General features: G+C 51.1%; 13 protein-coding genes. 7 read left to right on the plus strand and 6 right to left on the minus strand.

Annotation, left to right across the window (positions count from 1 at the left end; all coding sequences use genetic code 11):
* A partial coding sequence (locus ACOJWD_RS06075) for a penicillin acylase family protein (RefSeq protein WP_486992328.1) occupies nucleotides 1-1433 on the minus strand: 1433 nt, incomplete at its 3' end.
* A 506-nt stretch (nucleotides 1434-1939) separates the two neighbouring features.
* On the opposite strand from ACOJWD_RS06075, the gene msrA reads away from it, so the two are divergent.
* The 3 genes from msrA to ACOJWD_RS06090 all read left to right on the plus strand — a co-directional run bounded on the left by msrA (nucleotide 1940) and on the right by ACOJWD_RS06090 (nucleotide 4331).
* Entirely contained in the window at nucleotides 1940-2485 is a 546-nt protein-coding gene (gene msrA / locus ACOJWD_RS06080) for a peptide-methionine (S)-S-oxide reductase MsrA (protein ID WP_486992329.1), read from the plus strand.
* A gap of 78 nt (nucleotides 2486-2563) precedes the next feature.
* Nucleotides 2564-3544 (plus strand): aldo/keto reductase, encoded by a 981-nt coding sequence (locus ACOJWD_RS06085; protein WP_486992330.1) that lies wholly within the window; start codon nucleotides 2564-2566, stop codon nucleotides 3542-3544.
* A 19-nt stretch (nucleotides 3545-3563) separates the two neighbouring features.
* Nucleotides 3564-4331 carry a dienelactone hydrolase family protein gene (locus ACOJWD_RS06090; RefSeq protein WP_486992331.1) on the plus strand — a complete coding sequence of 256 codons (768 nt, stop codon included), beginning with the start codon at nucleotides 3564-3566 and terminating at the stop codon, nucleotides 4329-4331.
* A gap of 462 nt (nucleotides 4332-4793) precedes the next feature.
* Here ACOJWD_RS06090 and dapF read toward each other — a convergent pair whose 3' ends face one another.
* The 4 genes from dapF to ACOJWD_RS06110 all read right to left on the minus strand — a co-directional run bounded on the left by dapF (nucleotide 4794) and on the right by ACOJWD_RS06110 (nucleotide 10531).
* On the minus strand, nucleotides 4794-5681 hold the full coding sequence (gene dapF / locus ACOJWD_RS06095) for a diaminopimelate epimerase (protein ID WP_486992332.1): 888 nt from the start codon (nucleotides 5679-5681) through the stop codon (nucleotides 4794-4796).
* Nucleotides 5682-5816: 135 nt separating this feature from the next.
* Entirely contained in the window at nucleotides 5817-7727 is a 1911-nt protein-coding gene (locus tag ACOJWD_RS06100; protein ID WP_486992333.1) for an acyltransferase family protein, read from the minus strand.
* Between the two features lie 268 nt (nucleotides 7728-7995).
* Nucleotides 7996-9186 carry a glycosyltransferase 87 family protein gene (locus tag ACOJWD_RS06105; RefSeq protein ID WP_486992334.1) on the minus strand — a complete coding sequence of 397 codons (1191 nt, stop codon included), beginning with the start codon at nucleotides 9184-9186 and terminating at the stop codon, nucleotides 7996-7998.
* A gap of 55 nt (nucleotides 9187-9241) precedes the next feature.
* Nucleotides 9242-10531, minus strand: coding sequence for a GGDEF domain-containing protein (locus tag ACOJWD_RS06110; RefSeq protein ID WP_486992335.1), 1290 nt, complete (start codon nucleotides 10529-10531; stop codon nucleotides 9242-9244).
* A gap of 250 nt (nucleotides 10532-10781) precedes the next feature.
* Between ACOJWD_RS06110 and ACOJWD_RS06115 the strand changes: the two genes are divergently transcribed.
* The 4 genes from ACOJWD_RS06115 to ACOJWD_RS06130 all read left to right on the plus strand — a co-directional run bounded on the left by ACOJWD_RS06115 (nucleotide 10782) and on the right by ACOJWD_RS06130 (nucleotide 15281).
* Nucleotides 10782-12383 carry a L,D-transpeptidase gene (locus ACOJWD_RS06115; protein WP_486992336.1) on the plus strand — a complete coding sequence of 534 codons (1602 nt, stop codon included), beginning with the start codon at nucleotides 10782-10784 and terminating at the stop codon, nucleotides 12381-12383.
* A 98-nt stretch (nucleotides 12384-12481) separates the two neighbouring features.
* Nucleotides 12482-13072, plus strand: a complete 591-nt coding sequence (locus ACOJWD_RS06120) for a GNAT family N-acetyltransferase (protein ID WP_486992337.1) — start codon at nucleotides 12482-12484, stop codon at nucleotides 13070-13072.
* Nucleotides 13073-13439: 367 nt separating this feature from the next.
* Nucleotides 13440-13787 (plus strand): hypothetical protein, encoded by a 348-nt coding sequence (locus tag ACOJWD_RS06125; RefSeq protein WP_486992338.1) that lies wholly within the window; start codon nucleotides 13440-13442, stop codon nucleotides 13785-13787.
* 153 nt (nucleotides 13788-13940) lie between these two features.
* Entirely contained in the window at nucleotides 13941-15281 is a 1341-nt protein-coding gene (locus ACOJWD_RS06130; protein ID WP_486992339.1) for an outer membrane protein assembly factor BamB family protein, read from the plus strand.
* Here ACOJWD_RS06130 and argH read toward each other — a convergent pair.
* Nucleotides 15242-16296, minus strand: a 1055-nt coding sequence (argH, locus tag ACOJWD_RS06135; RefSeq protein ID WP_486992340.1) for an argininosuccinate lyase, incomplete at its 5' end; no start/stop codon positions are given. The genes ACOJWD_RS06130 and argH overlap by 40 nt on opposite strands.

Genomic DNA, 16296 nt, shown 5'->3' on the forward strand with positions numbered 1-16296 from the left:
GCATGAATCTGTGGTTTGCCCTTACTCCCTTGAACTGCATTGTTGGCCGTAATGATATAGCCTTCGCTGGGGTTGAAGAGACGAGGCAGATCATTGTACGGAATGGTTCCGGTAAAAAGTGACTCCGTACGATTGCCGTCCGCTACTCCCCAATGGGGTCCCTTCTCACGAGTGGGAATGCGTCCTGCTAAGACATAACCGATGTTTCCTTCGTGATCGGCATACACAAAGTTTTGCGCTGGAACCGTCCAGTCTTTAAGCGCGTCCACGAATTCTTTCCAGTTGGTCGCGAGGTTCAGTGATAACGCGGCGTTTAACGTGGTAATTGGCGCAAGGCCCGTCCAGCCAAAAGCGATGCGGGTACCATCTGGTTCACGATAAATAACGGGTCCTGCATGGCTCAATTCGAGTTGGATCGTCCTGGGGTTTTCTCCACGAACCCGAATTTCTTCGGTTCGAGACTGTAACTCTTGTAGGTCTCCGTCAAGGAGGTAGTGAGTGTCGTCTTGCATGTGAATTTGAAATAAATCCTGACAGTCGGGGTCCACGTTGGTAACACCCCAGGCGATGAACTGGTTTTGTCCAATCACAATGCCGGGACATCCAGGAAGAGAGACCCCCGTGACGTCCAAGGGACCGCCAGTAAGCCGGAGTTGAAACCAAATAGAGGGCAGCTGTGGGGCTAGATGGGGATCATTGGCTAAAAGAGGATGCCCATTTTGCGTGTGCGATCCATTAACCACCCAATTATTGGATCCAATGCCGGTTGATCCCCATGACGAGGGCGAACCAGTGTGGGGAATGATAGTAATGTCCGGAGTTCCTGGAATATCACTAAATAGCCACGCTAATAAATCGGTATCATCCTTTAACCGCTGGTACGCCCACTTACGGGTCCAGATGCTGTTGAGTGTCCATGAGAGGAAGTAGGTAATGAGGCTACAATCCACCTCGTCCCAAGGACGCGGCTTAAGTTTAAGGAGCCGGTATTCTGGCGATAGCGGCGCATGGGATAATGCATGATTAACGCCGTCAAGATAGGATTGCACCATAGCGCGAGTTTCCGTATTCCACGCCTCAATGGCGGAATGAGCATGCTCTCTCAAGTTTAATTTGCGCATGAAGGTGTCATACGGGAGTGCACCGCTACCCAGCAGCTCGGCCAATTCACCGGACGGCATGCGGCGCAGAAAATCCATTTGGAACCCTCGCATGCGCGCATGTATATAGCCTTGGATACGGACGGCGTCTAGTGCGGTGGCAGCCTCAATGGTCGGTACCTCGAGCTCGTTCCACTTTATTTCCGCCGGGCCGGTGAGCTTGGGAATGGTTAACGTCTGAGCGATGACGTCTTCAGATTTTATGAGACCCGTGGTTTGTAATAGCAATCGATGGAGGGCAAAACCAGGGAGATAGTGGGGTTTTTTAGCCATCGTCATCCGCCTTTCAACAAAATGCTCTGTGCTGCAATCTTCTCTTCGAGGCGACTAAATTCCTGCCATTTAAGCCAGCACCTGAGGTCTTACACTCACGACACGAGCAACTTGGCCACGAATGCAGCGCGCGCAAGGCTTACTACGCCGCAAATTACCCTATTACCGTCTATGAAAATCGTCTGGAGAGAGGAACTAGATCATAAGTCCGAGAGACAGAACGGCATTGTCGTGTCGCGCGCCCATAATTAGTCGCCATGGTTCAAGATGAGAGGCATTACCAAGAATCCCAATCTGGGATAGCTACGGCTCGTTCCGCAAGTGGCCTTCACGCCTCGTGGAACACGGCGCTCAAACGATAGCTCAAGTACCCTGTAGAATGCAGAGGGAACACGATACTGGCATTGGGGAATGGGATATGGGGGATACGGGTGATGCCGACAAATACTCGTACATCACCCGGGGAAGGATGGATGCGAAGGCTATAATGGAAGAAAGAGGAGGCGATGAGGTTGGAAGAGAAGAAACCGCTTGAACAGGCGATTTTTGCTGGTGGATGCTTTTGGTGCATGGTCCATCCTTTTGACAGTTACCCTGGGGTTGAACGAGTGATTTCCGGGTATACCGGCGGAAAGACGGAGAACCCTACCTATGAGGAGGTTTGTTCTCACACGACTGGGCATCGTGAGGCGGTCGAAATCACCTTTGACCCGACGGTCATTAGCTATCGTGAATTGCTCGATATTTTCTGGCACCAAATCGATCCTACCGATCCCGGAGGGCAATTTTATGATCGAGGTTCGTCCTATCAAACCGCCATTTATTTCACATCGGATGCACAGCGTCGTCTTGCGGAAGAGACACGGGAAGAGATTTCCCACAGCGGTCGGTTTCAGAAGCCCGTTGTGACCGAAATACTGCCTGCGGCCCCGTTTTATCCTGCGGAAGAATATCATCAGGCGTTTTACCGTACCAATCCCAACCATTATCAGCGATATCGCCAGGGATCGGGTCGCGATCGATTCATCCTTGAACACTGGGAACCATCGTGAGATCGATGAATTGTATTTAGTAAGCACATGGAATAAAGTACCTAACTTGGGTTATGATACAAGAGGAGGTGGCGAGGGATGGAACAGCGTACATTGGGAAGGCAAGGATTAACCGTATCCGCGATGGGATTAGGATGTATGGGAATGTCCGATTTTTATAGCGGCCGCGACGATGATGAGTCAATTCGTACCATTCACCGTGCCATTGATTTAGGGGTCACGTTTATTGATACCGCCGATATGTACGGCCCGTTTACCAATGAACAGTTAGTAGGGACGGCGCTGACTGGACGGCGCAATGACGTGGTATTAGCCACAAAATTTGGCAATGAACGCTCCGTCGATGGCAAGTTTATTCGCATTAACGGTCGGCCAGATTATGTGCGCAAGGCCGCACTAGCGTCCTTAGCAAGACTCAAAGTCGATACCATTGACTTATACTATCTGCATCGGGTCGATCCCACTGTGCCCATTGAAGAGACCGTGGGAGCGATGGCTGAACTGGTGAAAGAAGGTAAGGTGCGTTATCTCGGATTGTCGGAAGCGGCTCCAGAGACCATCCGCCGTGCCCATCAGACGCACCCTATTTCAGCCTTACAAACAGAATATTCCCTGTGGAGCCGTGACCCAGAAGAGAGCATCTTACCCACGGTGCGGGAACTGGGAATAGGGTTTGTGTCCTATAGTCCGCTAGGTCGGGGATTTCTGACCGGGCGATTTAAGACCTTTGATGATTTGCCAGCCGATGACTATCGTCGCAATCAGCCTCGATTTCAAGGAGAGAATTTTCAAAAGAATTTGCACCTGGTCCAGGTCATCGAAGACATGGCGAAAGAAAAGGGTGTTTCCGCAGCTCAACTAGCACTGGCCTGGGTACTGGCCCAAGGGAGCGACATTGTGCCCATTCCCGGAACCAAACGGCGTGCCTACTTAGAGGAAAATGTCGGGGCCGTACAGGTGACCCTCACACCGAGTGACTTGTCTCGTATTTCTCAGGCCTTGCCCCGTGGAGCTGCGTCAGGAACGCGCTATCCCGATATGAGTAGCGTGGATCGATAAGCGCAGTGAGGAGGAGATCATGATGGCCTGGCCCGGAGAGGTTTTGGATACCAGCAATCTGGCGACAGAAGAGATCCAATTTGCCGTTGATGGCGTGAACATTGAGGCTTACCTTGCGCGACCCAAAGCGCCTGGCCACTATCCTGCAGTCATCGTCATCCACGAGGCCTTTGGACCGGTTCCCCATATTTTAGATGTTGCGCGACGATTCGCCAGTCTGGGCTATGTGGCCATGGCGCCGAACCTCTATTCTCGTGTGGGAGCCCCTAACGCGTCTCATCATGACGAGGTGTTTAACAAAATGTTTAGCTTGAGCGACCCACAGATTGTACGTGATTTAGAGGGTGCGGTGGCATATCTTCGCCAGTTGGAGTACTCCACTGGGAAGGTGGGGATGATAGGCTTTTGTTCTGGTGGCCGCCAAACACTGCTCATGGCTGCGCAGTCGACGATGATTGATGCAGCGGTTGATTGTTGGGGCGGATTTATACGGACGGCGACGCCCACTGAGGAGACATCGCCCACACGGCCCACGCCAATTATTAACCTGGTCGAGAAGATCCGTTGCCCAATCTTGGTGGTGATCGGTGAGGAGGATCAAAATCCTTCTCCGGCGGATGGCGCTCTTCTAGAAGAGCGGCTGATGCAGGCCAAGGTTCCCCACGAGGTGAAGATCTATCACGACGCAGGACATGCCTTTTTTGCCGACTATCGGCCCAATTATCGGGAGAAGCCAGCCTTTGAATTGTGGGACGATGTCAAGCGGTTCTTTGGAAATTACTTATAGGGCAGGTAATGAAGAAATGTGACAAGTGCTCTGGGCCCTTAGGTCCAGAGCCTACTTATTTTTGCCCCCCTCGGTGATGGTGGGGAGTTTGGTGATGGATTGCAGGGGTGGTTGAATTGGGATGAGAAGCGATCGTCCCAGCATGGACAAATATCCAGATGATTCCGACGAAAGCAAGTGCAACCCAACCAATGTTTTTTGACCAACTTGACATGAGGACACGCCCCCGTTGCGGTTTGATAGCTGTGGATTCGATGAAATCTTTCCCAATGACAACAAGGAATATACTGGTATATTTGATTATATCATGGGTGGCATGAGGGATGGCCTGAAGTGTTGCTGTTTTTCCATATTTATCCGCATATGGCGGAGTTAGCAGGGAATAACGGCGATATCTGTGGCCACCTTGTTGAACGCTATTCCCAACCATAAATGCGCTCGCTGTTTCTATTACTGTGGAGGTCAGGTGGTGTTCGCTGAGATTAGGGAGTGATATGGCCATTCGATTTCACCGCTAAACACTTCTTCGCTAGGCCCGGTTAAGTATATAGCAGCACTGCCCAGTCTCTTTTCCGCACAAAGCCATCCTCCGGGAACGTGAATGGCAACCGGGGAGTCGAGGAGTCCCAGACGCCAGCCTAGTGCCGCGGCGGCAGCGGCGCCGGTTCCGCAGGCTAAGGTTTGTCCGGCACCTCGCTCATAGTGTCGAAGATGGATTTGTTGGCGGCTTCTAATCTCCATCGAATGCACATTGATCCGTTGAGGGAAGAGCGGATGTTGTTCCAATTTAGGACCTAGTTGCGCCATGCGCACCGTAGACCATAACTTTCCCATGATGAAGAGATGAGGGTTCCCCATAGAAACGGCGGACACCGTAAGTTGGCGTTGCCCAACGTGGAGCGTCTCTTCAATAAACGGCTCGGGTGACGTGTCAATGCCTAGTGCTATTCGCGAGAAGTCGGGAGATCCCATCATGATGCGTATAGAGGTGGCTCGTTGGTGCTCAGTGGCGAGCACTTCTGGGAATAGGATACCCGCATCGGTTTTGATTCCCGATGAAAAGTCTCGAATCCCGCGATCATAGAGCCACTTCACCAGTCCTCGAAGGCCATTACCACACATTTCAGCACGGCTCCCGTCAGCATTCCAGATGTGCATAGTGGCCACATGGCTGGTGGAAGAATGAATGGTAATAATACCGTCTGCACCGACTCCGCGATGACGATCACAAAACACGGACGCTACCTGGGACCAATCGTCCGGCATGAGCGCGATCGTGCGAAGATCGAAATATAAATAGTCATTGCCAAGTCCATGAAGCTTGGTGAACGCGAGATGCATCGATTCCATTCCCTTCGCCTAAAAAGAATTGGGGGAATCGAGTCTGCCTTAGGCTTTTGTGCAAGATTTGGCGATACCGTATCCCCCTTAGTTAGCATATGCAGGGGAGGCAATACGAGCGCCTTTTCGGAAGAAAATGGCAAGTCATGGGGAAGAATGGGTGCCGTTGGTGCTTTCGTGGGGCGGTTCCACGGCTCGAGCAATAAGAGTGGCATAAGCTAAGGCTCCAGTCGGATTGAGGTGAACTCCATCGGGATAGAACCATCCATTTTGGTTGGCACTATAGGTGTACCAATTCACTAGAGTGGTGTGCGGGTAGGTTGAGGCTACCTGCGCCAATGTGCTGTTAACCACATTTTGCCAGGGTCGAGGGACTCGGGTATTGACGAGAATAATTTGTTGTACGGGTCCCAGGTCCCGTAGCAGTGATACCAGTTGGTCTTTTGTGAAAGCGCCATTTGTCCCCAACTCGATAATGACCCGAGTGCCCAGTTGATGATGGGCTTTGAGAGCCGCAATGACGGGAGGGGTTTGGTATAGTTGACGGCCGATATGGGAGCTAATCACAATGCCTGGCAGCAGTTTTTTGAGATAGGGTGTGGCATCGACCATGATAGAGTCCCCAATCGCGGTGACTCCATTGCCGGATTGGGAGGATGACGTGGGAACCGAGGTGGATGAATAGGTCACGCCTGAGGTGCTTTCTCCATGGGGACTAGAAGAGGTGCGCGATGAGGGAGAAGGAGGATGTTGCAGTGATCTGCTGGGGGAAGGGGGGGCTGTTAATGGCGGTGATGATGAGGGAAGGAGAACCGGCAGCGGTGCGGTCGGGACGGCGTCAACAAGCCCTGAGAGTCCTCCGACAGCGAGCGATATGAGACCCAGTGAGGCTATCCCGGCAACCCACCCTCGCCACCGAAGAGCACCATAAAGACCTTTTCGTGAAGTCCGACAGCGGTCCACGAAGCGTCCGATGGCCCCGTGCCGAATGGGCTCCTCGACAAAGTGCCAAGAAAGCGCGGCGAGTCCGATACTGGCAGAAACCTGTAAGAAAGCGCGTATCACATTAAAACTTCCGGTATCGACGGTCGGGGTCGTGAGAATAATGACGGGATAGTGCCATAGGTAGATACCATAGGAGCGAACACCCATCCAGCGCAACGGTTTTACGGCAAGTGTGCGTCCTAGACGGCTGAATGGATGCACTAGTGCGGCCACGGTGAGAGCGGCAGCTATCGAGAGTAACGCCAGTCCACCGCGATAAAGAAAGGTTTCATATTCGTTAGTGCGCCAAATCATGCCGAGAATGGTGAGCAATCCGGCGATTCCCAGAACATCAAGCCAGAGAGGCGCTTTGTGAGTGTCTCCCTCTTTGAATTGCGCGCTCGGCCAAATCATGGCGAGAGCCGCCCCCACGAGCAGTCCAAAGGCGCGGGTATCGGTTCCGTAATAGACACGACTGGGGTTGCTCCCAGGCTGATAAATGAGAGCCATCGCTAGCGCTGAAGCTAATGCTAAGGTGAGGGTGAGTGAGACGAGGACACTCCGTTTCTTGACGAATCGTAGACCTAGGGCCAATAGCAAGGGCCAAATAAGATAGAATTGTTCTTCCACAGCAAGCGACCACAGGTGGGTCAAGGGCGACGGTGGGCCAAATTTGGCAAAATAGGAGACGTGGTGGAAGATATACCACCAATTGCTGAAGTAAAGGGCCGCGGCTAAGACATCTCCGCGTAAACTGGACATTTCCGAGGGGTCGAATAAGGTGACCCAACAAATGACCGCTGCCAACATAATAAAGAGGGCTGGCAGTAGTCGACGGGCGCGCCGTACCCAGAAGGACTTAAACTCAATACGACCATGGCGACGAAATTCGGCCATTAAGAGATTGGTAATAAGATATCCAGAGAGAACGAAAAATACTCCAACCCCTAAAAGTCCACCCGAAGCCCAACCAATATTGAGATGATATGCGATCACAGCGAGAACCGCGATAGCGCGAAGACCGTCCATCCCGGCCATATAGCGGGAGGTGCCCTCTAGGGGTTTGGGCATGATGAACCCGACCTCCTCTGGCATGGGATATAAGAGGAGTTGCAGAAAAAGCGGGCCAAGCAAAGGAGCACCACGGTGAGGGGCCTCATTTCCGTTAGTATCAAACTCTATTCTACTCAACAATAACGAATAAACGACCTTTTGGTTACCAAAAGATAGTTGGATAAGACGATTCATTAAAAGGATCCGGAACCGGCGAACCACCGAAGAGCCCATTACTCGCCATTTGCTATTATTTGCTATTGCCAGAGTCCGGATGGTGTGATCGCTAAGCGCCCATATCTTCCAAATTGGGCATGGGCGGGTCGTCTTCCCGGGCGTTCTTCCAGCGGAGCCAACCACCGATTGGTGCTATCGCCAATGTCAAATAACGAGCGAGGAGGCCAAGCGGGAAAATATGTGCGCCGTACCAGTCGGCGTCCACAGCAGAAATCAGCGGGGTGGTTAGGTGCAAAATGGTCATGGAATTGACGAAGTCGATGATTCCGGCAATGGACATTAATCCCATGGTCCAAAGGGGCCAATCAGCGAGTATAGCAAAGGCCATCAGCCACAACATATATTGCGGAGAAAAAATTTTGTTGACGATGAGAAAAACGGCAAACAGCATCGCTGCAGCCTGGTAGATGGAGCCGCCTCGATACACATTGCGGGCCGTAATGACCAATGTCACCAACACGGCTAAGAGAGAAATCAAATCGACTAAAGGCACTGATGACACATGGATCCACTGGTTATTCCACACGTCGGCGAGGACGGAACGAGTGGCATTGTAATCAAAAAAAAGTGCCCAATTGCTAAAGTTAGTGAGGGCAAAAGGCAGATTGATGACCAGCGACGTACTTATAAAAATCGCAATCATGCGCCATAATCGACGTTTCTCTCGAGAACTCCATAGTTGTACCACGATGAAAGGTAAATAAAAAATGGGGAAAAGCTTATAGAACACGGCCATAGAAAAGACGATGGCCGACGTGTCATAGCGCTTTCGCTGATATAACCAGACCCCCAACACCATTAAAAAGATGCCAATAACATCCCAGTTTAAGAGGCTATACACTAATAACATGGGGGTTAGCGCAAATGCCCATGCACCGCGAGAGTTCCACCGTACTAGCCAATAATGTGCCAAGAGGGCCGAGATCCATACGAAAGCGGCGGTGATGGCAAAATAAGCCAGGGGTTGGGTGGCTAACGCAGCAAGCCACATCGTTAACCCCATTAGTACCGGGTACTGAATGGGAGTGACCATATAGGGAAAGGCATGATTGAAGAGGGCATGGGATTGATAGAGCGCAAAAATGTCGGAATAGGCGAGGTGAGCGTACGACCAGATCCAATAATGGTGGAACGTCTTGCCATGCATGATAGCGTGCGGGGGAATCATGCGAATAAATGCCCAGACAACCCACCCTGTAATCGCTAGGCTTCCTAATACAGTTTGTGTTTTTCGGGTCATTATTGCGCCATCCTCCAATAGTAAGGTTGTCAATGTTGCTATTATATCCTCAAAATCATGGCTCTTGCGTGGAAGATGTGGGATCGGACGGATCATATTGACGGACTTGGTTTCGCCCATGGTCTTTGGCAAGATAGAGAGCGCGATCGGCTTTATGCACCAGGGCATCGAATGACTCTTCATGTTCATGAGTGGCAATCCCGATACTAATGGTTATCGGTTGTGGTGCGGTAATGCGGGAGGCCACATGCACGCGGATTCGTTCGGCCAGGATGGCCGCCGATTCACCTGAAGTGCAAGTCAGTATCACGACAAACTCTTCACCACCCCATCGACAGACCATATCTCGGGCACGGGTTTCTTGCAGTAAGATTTGGGATAATTGTTGAATCACCAGATCTCCTGACGGATGGCCGAATAGGTCATTGACTCGTTTAAAACGATCAATGTCGACCATGAGGCATGCTATAGGATGAGTATCGGGAGCGCTTAGTACCCGATCCATGTACTCTTCTAAGCTGCGGCGATTGGCCAATTGCGTTAACGGGTCGGTTCTTGCCAGATCTCCATAGTGTTGAATCTGAAGCCGAATGGCGTTTCGCATCGAATCGATGCTCGAAAAGAGTGGCTGCAGTTCTGATGAACCGCTGGGTGCCAGAATGGTATCAAGTCGTCCTGCGGCATATTCTTTCGTGGCGTAGGCTAGTTCGTTTAAGGGAGCGATCCAACGATTGAGTTGGATGGTGACCATGGAAATGACGGTTCCAAAAGCAAGTACGAAGATGACGGTATTGAGAAGGAAAATGGATTCCGATATTTGCCGAACCCGATGAATACTGCGGGTTTGTAAGGTTTCAATCAATGAGTGCAGGCGACCGGCATCCAGGCGAAACTGATCTAATTGCGATTTTCCTGCTTGTAATGCTTCGATGGATACTCGACCGCCCGTTTCTCGTTGGTGCACTTGAGGAATTCCATAATGCTGGTGCCAGTATTGACCTGCTCGAATGGTGCGAGAGGCGAGCTTTTGGATCGAAGGATACCGTTTGACCCAAAAATCTAAACTGCGAGAGGCCGTTTGAAATTGGATGGTCCCTTCTCGAAATGGAGCCAGAAAGCTCGTGACGCCAGTCAAGTCATAACCTCTTTGACCGGCCTCTTGGTTGACCAAAGAAAGGTCTATTAGGGCGGTGGCTTGGTCTAGGGTACTGAGTTGTTGAATGGTTGCGTATTGATCGTTGATGGGGATTCTACCGACGAAGGTGATGCCAATCGTAATGATGAAGAGGACTATCCCTAATCGCACAATCCGATGAATGAGTGACTGACCCAAGCGCGACTGCACGCCATCATCCTTTCCACATGGTCATGATGAGTTCTTAAAAGAGTGTTATTCGACATATTGCACAAACATCCTACACCGATTGCGTATGAGCGTGAAGACTGTCGTGAAAAAATTCTGCCGTTCGAATTCTGGTGGTGCAACATAGTTCACAGTGGTGGAGTTTTATCTGTAAAGAGAATTTGCAAGAGAGGTGTCACTCGTGAGTAATACTCATTCGGCCCACCGAGGTCGGTCACATAGGAAACGACGATTGTTATATATTGGTCTCCCCTTACTTGCTATCGCCATTGCTCTTTGGGTCATTTCTCCTGGAGGTCGCCTGAGAACGAGCGTGCATGGATTGGCGGAGTTGCGCCTCACAGGCCTCGGCACTAGGGTGCAATCTCTCGACTTTGTTACTGCCCATCGTAGCATCTCTTTGGCTCTCTCTAACGGGTACGTGCATCCTCTGAAATCGCTCCAAAGTCGTGATGCTGGAATGGTGATTGCGACCATCAAGGGACCTCCGCTATTGTCTTGGTTGCCATGGGAAGAAGAACGGGTGTCACTGCCGGTGGTTACACCCGAAGCTCCTCAGGTGTTGCAGCCAGTAATCGACAGAAACTTGGTCCCGGGGCTGACTTTGATGTTTGCGACTCCAGTGAGTCAAGTGTTATATTCGAGCGGAAATTCGCGGGGGACCGTGATGGCGCTTCGAAATCCGACGCGCCGAGTTACATTGCCGCTCAGGGCCCCCAAGGCCGGAACAAACGGCGTGATTACCGTATCCGCCAAGGCGCGTTCATGGGAGAAAGCCAGTTTACCGCAAAAGGTAGAATGGAAAAGCGCACCGTTTGTCACGGTACGACGAGGCATTGCGGGAGACACGCCTAATAGCCCGTTTAAAATTGTCTTTAGCCAGCCACTGCGAATCAGCAATCAAGCTCATTGGACGGTTCAGGGAGAAGTACCAGGCCGGTGGATCAAAATGAGTGCCTCGACATATGAGTATGTCCCCAATAGCGTGACAGGGTTCGGCCCAGATGCTACGGTATCCATTACTATTCCGGGGGGAGTTAAGGGACCTATCGCGGTATCAGGCGCTACCTTAGATAAAACGGCGGTAGTGACATGGGATACCCCGTCGGGGTCGGTATTGCGTTTGCAGCAACTATTGGCCGAGGAAGGGTATTTGCCTGTGAATTGGACTCCGTCAACGACGCCAGTCGCGCGGACGCTAAGCTACGAAGAGTCCACCATTTATCACCCTCCCATTGGGACATTTACGTGGAAATATCCGGATTTGCCAAGTGTATTGCGATCGTTGTGGGAGCCAGGAGAAATGACCGTCGTGACCGAGGGGGCGCTCATGCAATTTGAGAGAGTCAATAATTTGCCGGTCACGGGGACGATGAGCCCCGGGGTATGGGCAACCCTTATTCAAGATCGGGTGGCTGGTAAAGTGAGTCCGGATGGATATACTTACATTGATGTGACCGAAACACTGCCGGAAACCATGGAACTGTGGGTGAATGGCAAACTGGCGATTCAAAGCGTGGCCAACACCGGGATTGCTGTCACACCGACCTCGCTTGGCACTTTTCCGATTTATGAGCGGTTGCCCTTTCAAATTATGCGGGGACTTAATCCTAATGGGGTTCCTTATGCCGATCCTGTGCACTGGATCAACTATTTCAGTGGCGGCGATGCGGTGCATGCCTTTGTGCGGGCGTCCTATGGCTTTCCGCAAAGTTTAGGGTGTGTAGAACTTCCCCCAGCTATCGGTCAAGAACTTTATCCCTTAGTCCACTATGGCACCTTAGTTACCGTGAATCCTCCTGGGGTATTGCCAGCGCCGGCGAATCCCGGATAGGCTGAAACTATTAGCAGACACGCCTTTTCTAGAGCGTGTCTGCTAGCCCTTGTTGGCGAAGAAGGGAGATGCTAGCATAGTCATCGGGGGGCGGCTAGTTGAAAGACATTGTGCGACATATTGAGAATCTGAACCTACGACCATTTACGATGAAGGATGATAAAGCACTTTTCGAAATACAATGCTTCAATCGCAACGCATTTGACCCCTTCATGCCGATTCGAAATGATGAATTCTTCACGCTAGCATTTCAACGAGACCTCATCAGCACCGATCTCAAACGATGGGATGACGATCAGGGTTACGCTTTCGCTGTAACGGTGGCAAACCAGTTGGTTGGACGCGTGGCGCTAAGCAATGTCGTCCGCGGCGCGTGGCAAAATGCGACCTTGGGCTATTGGATCGATGCGCGTGCTCAAGGTCAGGGAATCGCAACCGCTGCGGTTCAGGCGGTCTTGCAGGAAGCGTTTGGACCATTAAATCTTCACCGCGTTCAAGCTGCTATCATGCCGCATAATCAACCGTCGATCCGGGTGGTCTTAAAGAATGGATTTGTCCACGAAGGTTTGTCTCGCCATTATTTGCACATTCAAGGAAAGTGGCAGGATCACGAGATTTACGCGCATACCGTGGAGAGTTATGCAGCGTGTCTAGGGTCCGACGATGACTTGTGCCAAGAGGGCGAATGAGATAACGACCAAATTCATTCTGAGCCTGATTCGGATATGATCACTCACGACGCGCGCCTACTTAACCGTGCGGTCGGTCCGTGACCGTGGTGTTTTTTTTAGGCATCTCATATGCGAAATATGCCTCACCATTGATCAGTTCATTTTCTTCTTTAAGCGGAGTGTGATCCTCATGCCGGATCGCATAGCGGTGGGGTTCCACGGAGTGCTTCCTCCAAATACTAAGCGCGTGGCATAAGTTTCATTAAATAAACGCAATGATCTGAGTAATTTACCCATCGCCCTCGATGGTTTGTTGGAAACTTTTTTAGCGGCATTAAGGAGACTATAATGAACGGCGGAGAGATGCTTTGAGGTGGGGAATTTTATGTCACAGGCAACGGAGCCGCCGTCGGAGGAACGGCCAGTTTACCGCGATGAACCGAATCTAATGCATGAGATTACGCATTTGTTTATGCTGTCGGCACAACGGATGGAGCGAGATGATGCACGGCCAGGGTTTTGGGATCACGGCGAAGGCCCAGCACTGATCGAGATTTTGAATCATGCCACCACTATGACATTTCACGTATTGCACGCGATGGGTCTCGATCAACCGGTCAATGGCATGACCACTGCAAAAGAGCGGTCCATTCCGAACGGAACCGTATCTAAGATCACCCGAAGACGGCTCAATTCGCCATGGATAGCTGAAGATTCCCCTAACCAATCATAGAGGATGTATACTGTCGCGGCTAAGGATAGCCATTTCTTGAAATTCATGAGAAACTTCACAGAGAATCATCGATATCGCATGTTGAATACATAGTATTCATGGCTATCAGTGAGAAAACGAGACGATGAGAGAGCTTGAGAGGACGGTGACATGATGGCCTCTAAGGAACACGGCACATCAAAATTAGGGATGCTATTTTCATCCCTAGGAATTGTTTTTTTTGCGGCACTGGTATTGTTGATTTGGACTCCTTTTTCGGCCGTAAAACAGCCTTCAACCCATGCTGGACCCAAGACCTTTGCTCGATTTGGCTATTCCGAATCCAGTAATGATATTCTTCCAGGCACGATTGCGGCGTCTACACAGTGGACCTATACCGTCAATCGACCACTCCTCCTATCATCTGAAGCGGACGGGCGTGTCTTCGCCGTCAGCATCGGATCGACCTGGCCAGAAGATCAGTATGGGATCTTATACGCGTTGGGTGCCGCTCATGGCCGACTGTTGTGGGAACAGCATTTCGACAACTGGGTGATGACGCAACCTGTGGTGGCCAACTCGGTGGTGTATGTGGGATCAGGTAATGAGGTTTTTAATGCCATTGAGAGTTCGCGTGTGCTCACGCTCTCATCTCGGCATATTGTTCGTGGAGTAGGATCGAATGCGATCTATGCCATTAATGCCAAGACGGGGCAAATCATTTGGAAGCGAGCTACGTTAGGCGAGGATATGCCGACCTTTGTCTATCAAAACGGGCAGATTTTTGTCGCTAACGGGGACGGTATTGTCTTAGACTTAAATGCCAAAACGGGTAAAGAAATTTGGGGTGCTCCCATTGGCTCTTACGTGAGTATGGCATCGCCTGTGATTGTGGGCTCTACCTTAATTGTGAGCGGGGCTCATCCCTATGCCATGTATGGTATTAACATCCATACCGGGAAAATTATCTTCAAGCATCGTTTCTATCATGTGATTGCGGGACTCGACGATTCTTCATTGGCTGCGCATAATAATATGATCTATACGACCTCGACCATTGGATCTTGGACTGATCCCCAGGTGAAAGTGATTGCTGTGAATACAAGCGGTACGCTGATATGGACCAAGATTATGCAGGCGCCGAAGCCGGTAGGACATCTTCCTCTCAACATCGAGGTGGGCGCCCCTGTCTATGCGCATGGGATGGTGTTTATTGGGAGCCCGATTACTAACGATGAAGTGGCCTTCAATGCGCGTACCGGAGCGGTCGTATGGAATGACGCGCTCTCCAGTCCAGTGTCATCTGCTGTATTGGTGGCACACGGCACGGTCATTGCGCTGACCCAAACCGGAGAGGTTTTCGCCATTAATGCCGCCACCGGACGGATTCTGAAGGTGACTAACCTCGGCGGTGTCTATACCTCCATGTCGCCGATGCTTCTTGACCACACCTTATATTTAACCAACAAAAGCGGTTATGTGACGGCATTACCATGGAATAAGGTGGCGCCGTAGGCGGGAGCCTGATGGCCGGCGTGATGACGGCCCTGGTTTATCGTTAACCAGTCTTGCAATCGGATGATTTGATTGTCGATGGCGACAGGGCTGGTACCAAATGATTGGCTGCGGACCAGAATGAGCGCCTCGGGAGAAAGCGCAGAAAGCCAATCGTAGGGAATGTCTGGGGCAATTTTACCCCAGAGCTCGGGAGAAACTTGGTTAAACCGATCGCATCCCGCTTCAAGAAGGTGAGTCACGATCTGGCCGACCCGATGATGGGCTTCGCGAAATGGCAGTTTTCGTTCACGGGTCAGTCGGTCGGCTAAATCGGTGGCTTCAATAAAGTGTTTGCTGGCCTGTTGATATAGACGGTCGCGATTGATGTCAAGGCTATTGAGGAGACCAGGAATGATCGCGAGTACGTGATTTACCGTATCGACGGTGTCAAAAATCGCCTCTTTATCTTCTTGCATGTCCGAATTATACGCCAAAGGGAGGCCTTTCATCATGGTCAAAAGACCTGTGAGATGGCCAAACACACGTCCGCTTTTGCCTCTCATCAGTTCTGCCACATCAGGATTTTTCTTTTGCGGCATGATGGACGAACCGGTGCTGTGACTATCCCCGATGCGGATGTAGTCGAATTCTTGGGTTGACCACAACACCAATTCTTCCGCCATGCGGCTAACATGCACCATCAAAAGGCTCGAAAAACTTAGAAATTCCAGAAGAAAGTCCCGATCCGACACGGCATCAATGGAATTGTCATAAAGTGACTCGAACTCCAAGAGTTGTGCCGCAAATTGTGGATCGGTGGCATAGGAAGTGCCGGAAAGAGCGCCCGCACCTAGTGGCGATTTGTGAGCTCGGATTGCCCAATCGTGCACACGATCACAGTCTCGCGTGTACATCCAAGCATAGGCGAGCCAGTGATGGCCCATCACAATGGGCTGGGCTGTTTGCATATGGGTATATCCGGGCATGATCACATCTCGGGTACGTTCTGAGAGTTGCAGTAGTCTTTCCACCA

Source organism: Sulfobacillus sp. TH-112, from assembly GCF_057473405.1.

What these genes read in the sequence shown, in the direction of transcription:
- ACOJWD_RS06100 (WP_486992333.1), bottom strand. Translation starts at nt 7,727, where the DNA reads ATGCCCAAACCCCTAGAGGGCACCTCCCGCTATATGGCCGGGATGGAC.
- ACOJWD_RS06125 (WP_486992338.1), top strand. Translation starts at nt 13,440, where the DNA reads ATGTCACAGGCAACGGAGCCGCCGTCGGAGGAACGGCCAGTTTACCGC.
- ACOJWD_RS06130 (WP_486992339.1), top strand. Translation starts at nt 13,941, where the DNA reads ATGGCCTCTAAGGAACACGGCACATCAAAATTAGGGATGCTATTTTCA.
- msrA (WP_486992329.1), top strand. Translation starts at nt 1,940, where the DNA reads ATGAGGTTGGAAGAGAAGAAACCGCTTGAACAGGCGATTTTTGCTGGT.
- dapF (WP_486992332.1), bottom strand. Translation starts at nt 5,681, where the DNA reads ATGGAATCGATGCATCTCGCGTTCACCAAGCTTCATGGACTTGGCAAT.
- ACOJWD_RS06085 (WP_486992330.1), top strand. Translation starts at nt 2,564, where the DNA reads ATGGAACAGCGTACATTGGGAAGGCAAGGATTAACCGTATCCGCGATG.
- ACOJWD_RS06090 (WP_486992331.1), top strand. Translation starts at nt 3,564, where the DNA reads ATGATGGCCTGGCCCGGAGAGGTTTTGGATACCAGCAATCTGGCGACA.
- ACOJWD_RS06105 (WP_486992334.1), bottom strand. Translation starts at nt 9,186, where the DNA reads ATGACCCGAAAAACACAAACTGTATTAGGAAGCCTAGCGATTACAGGG.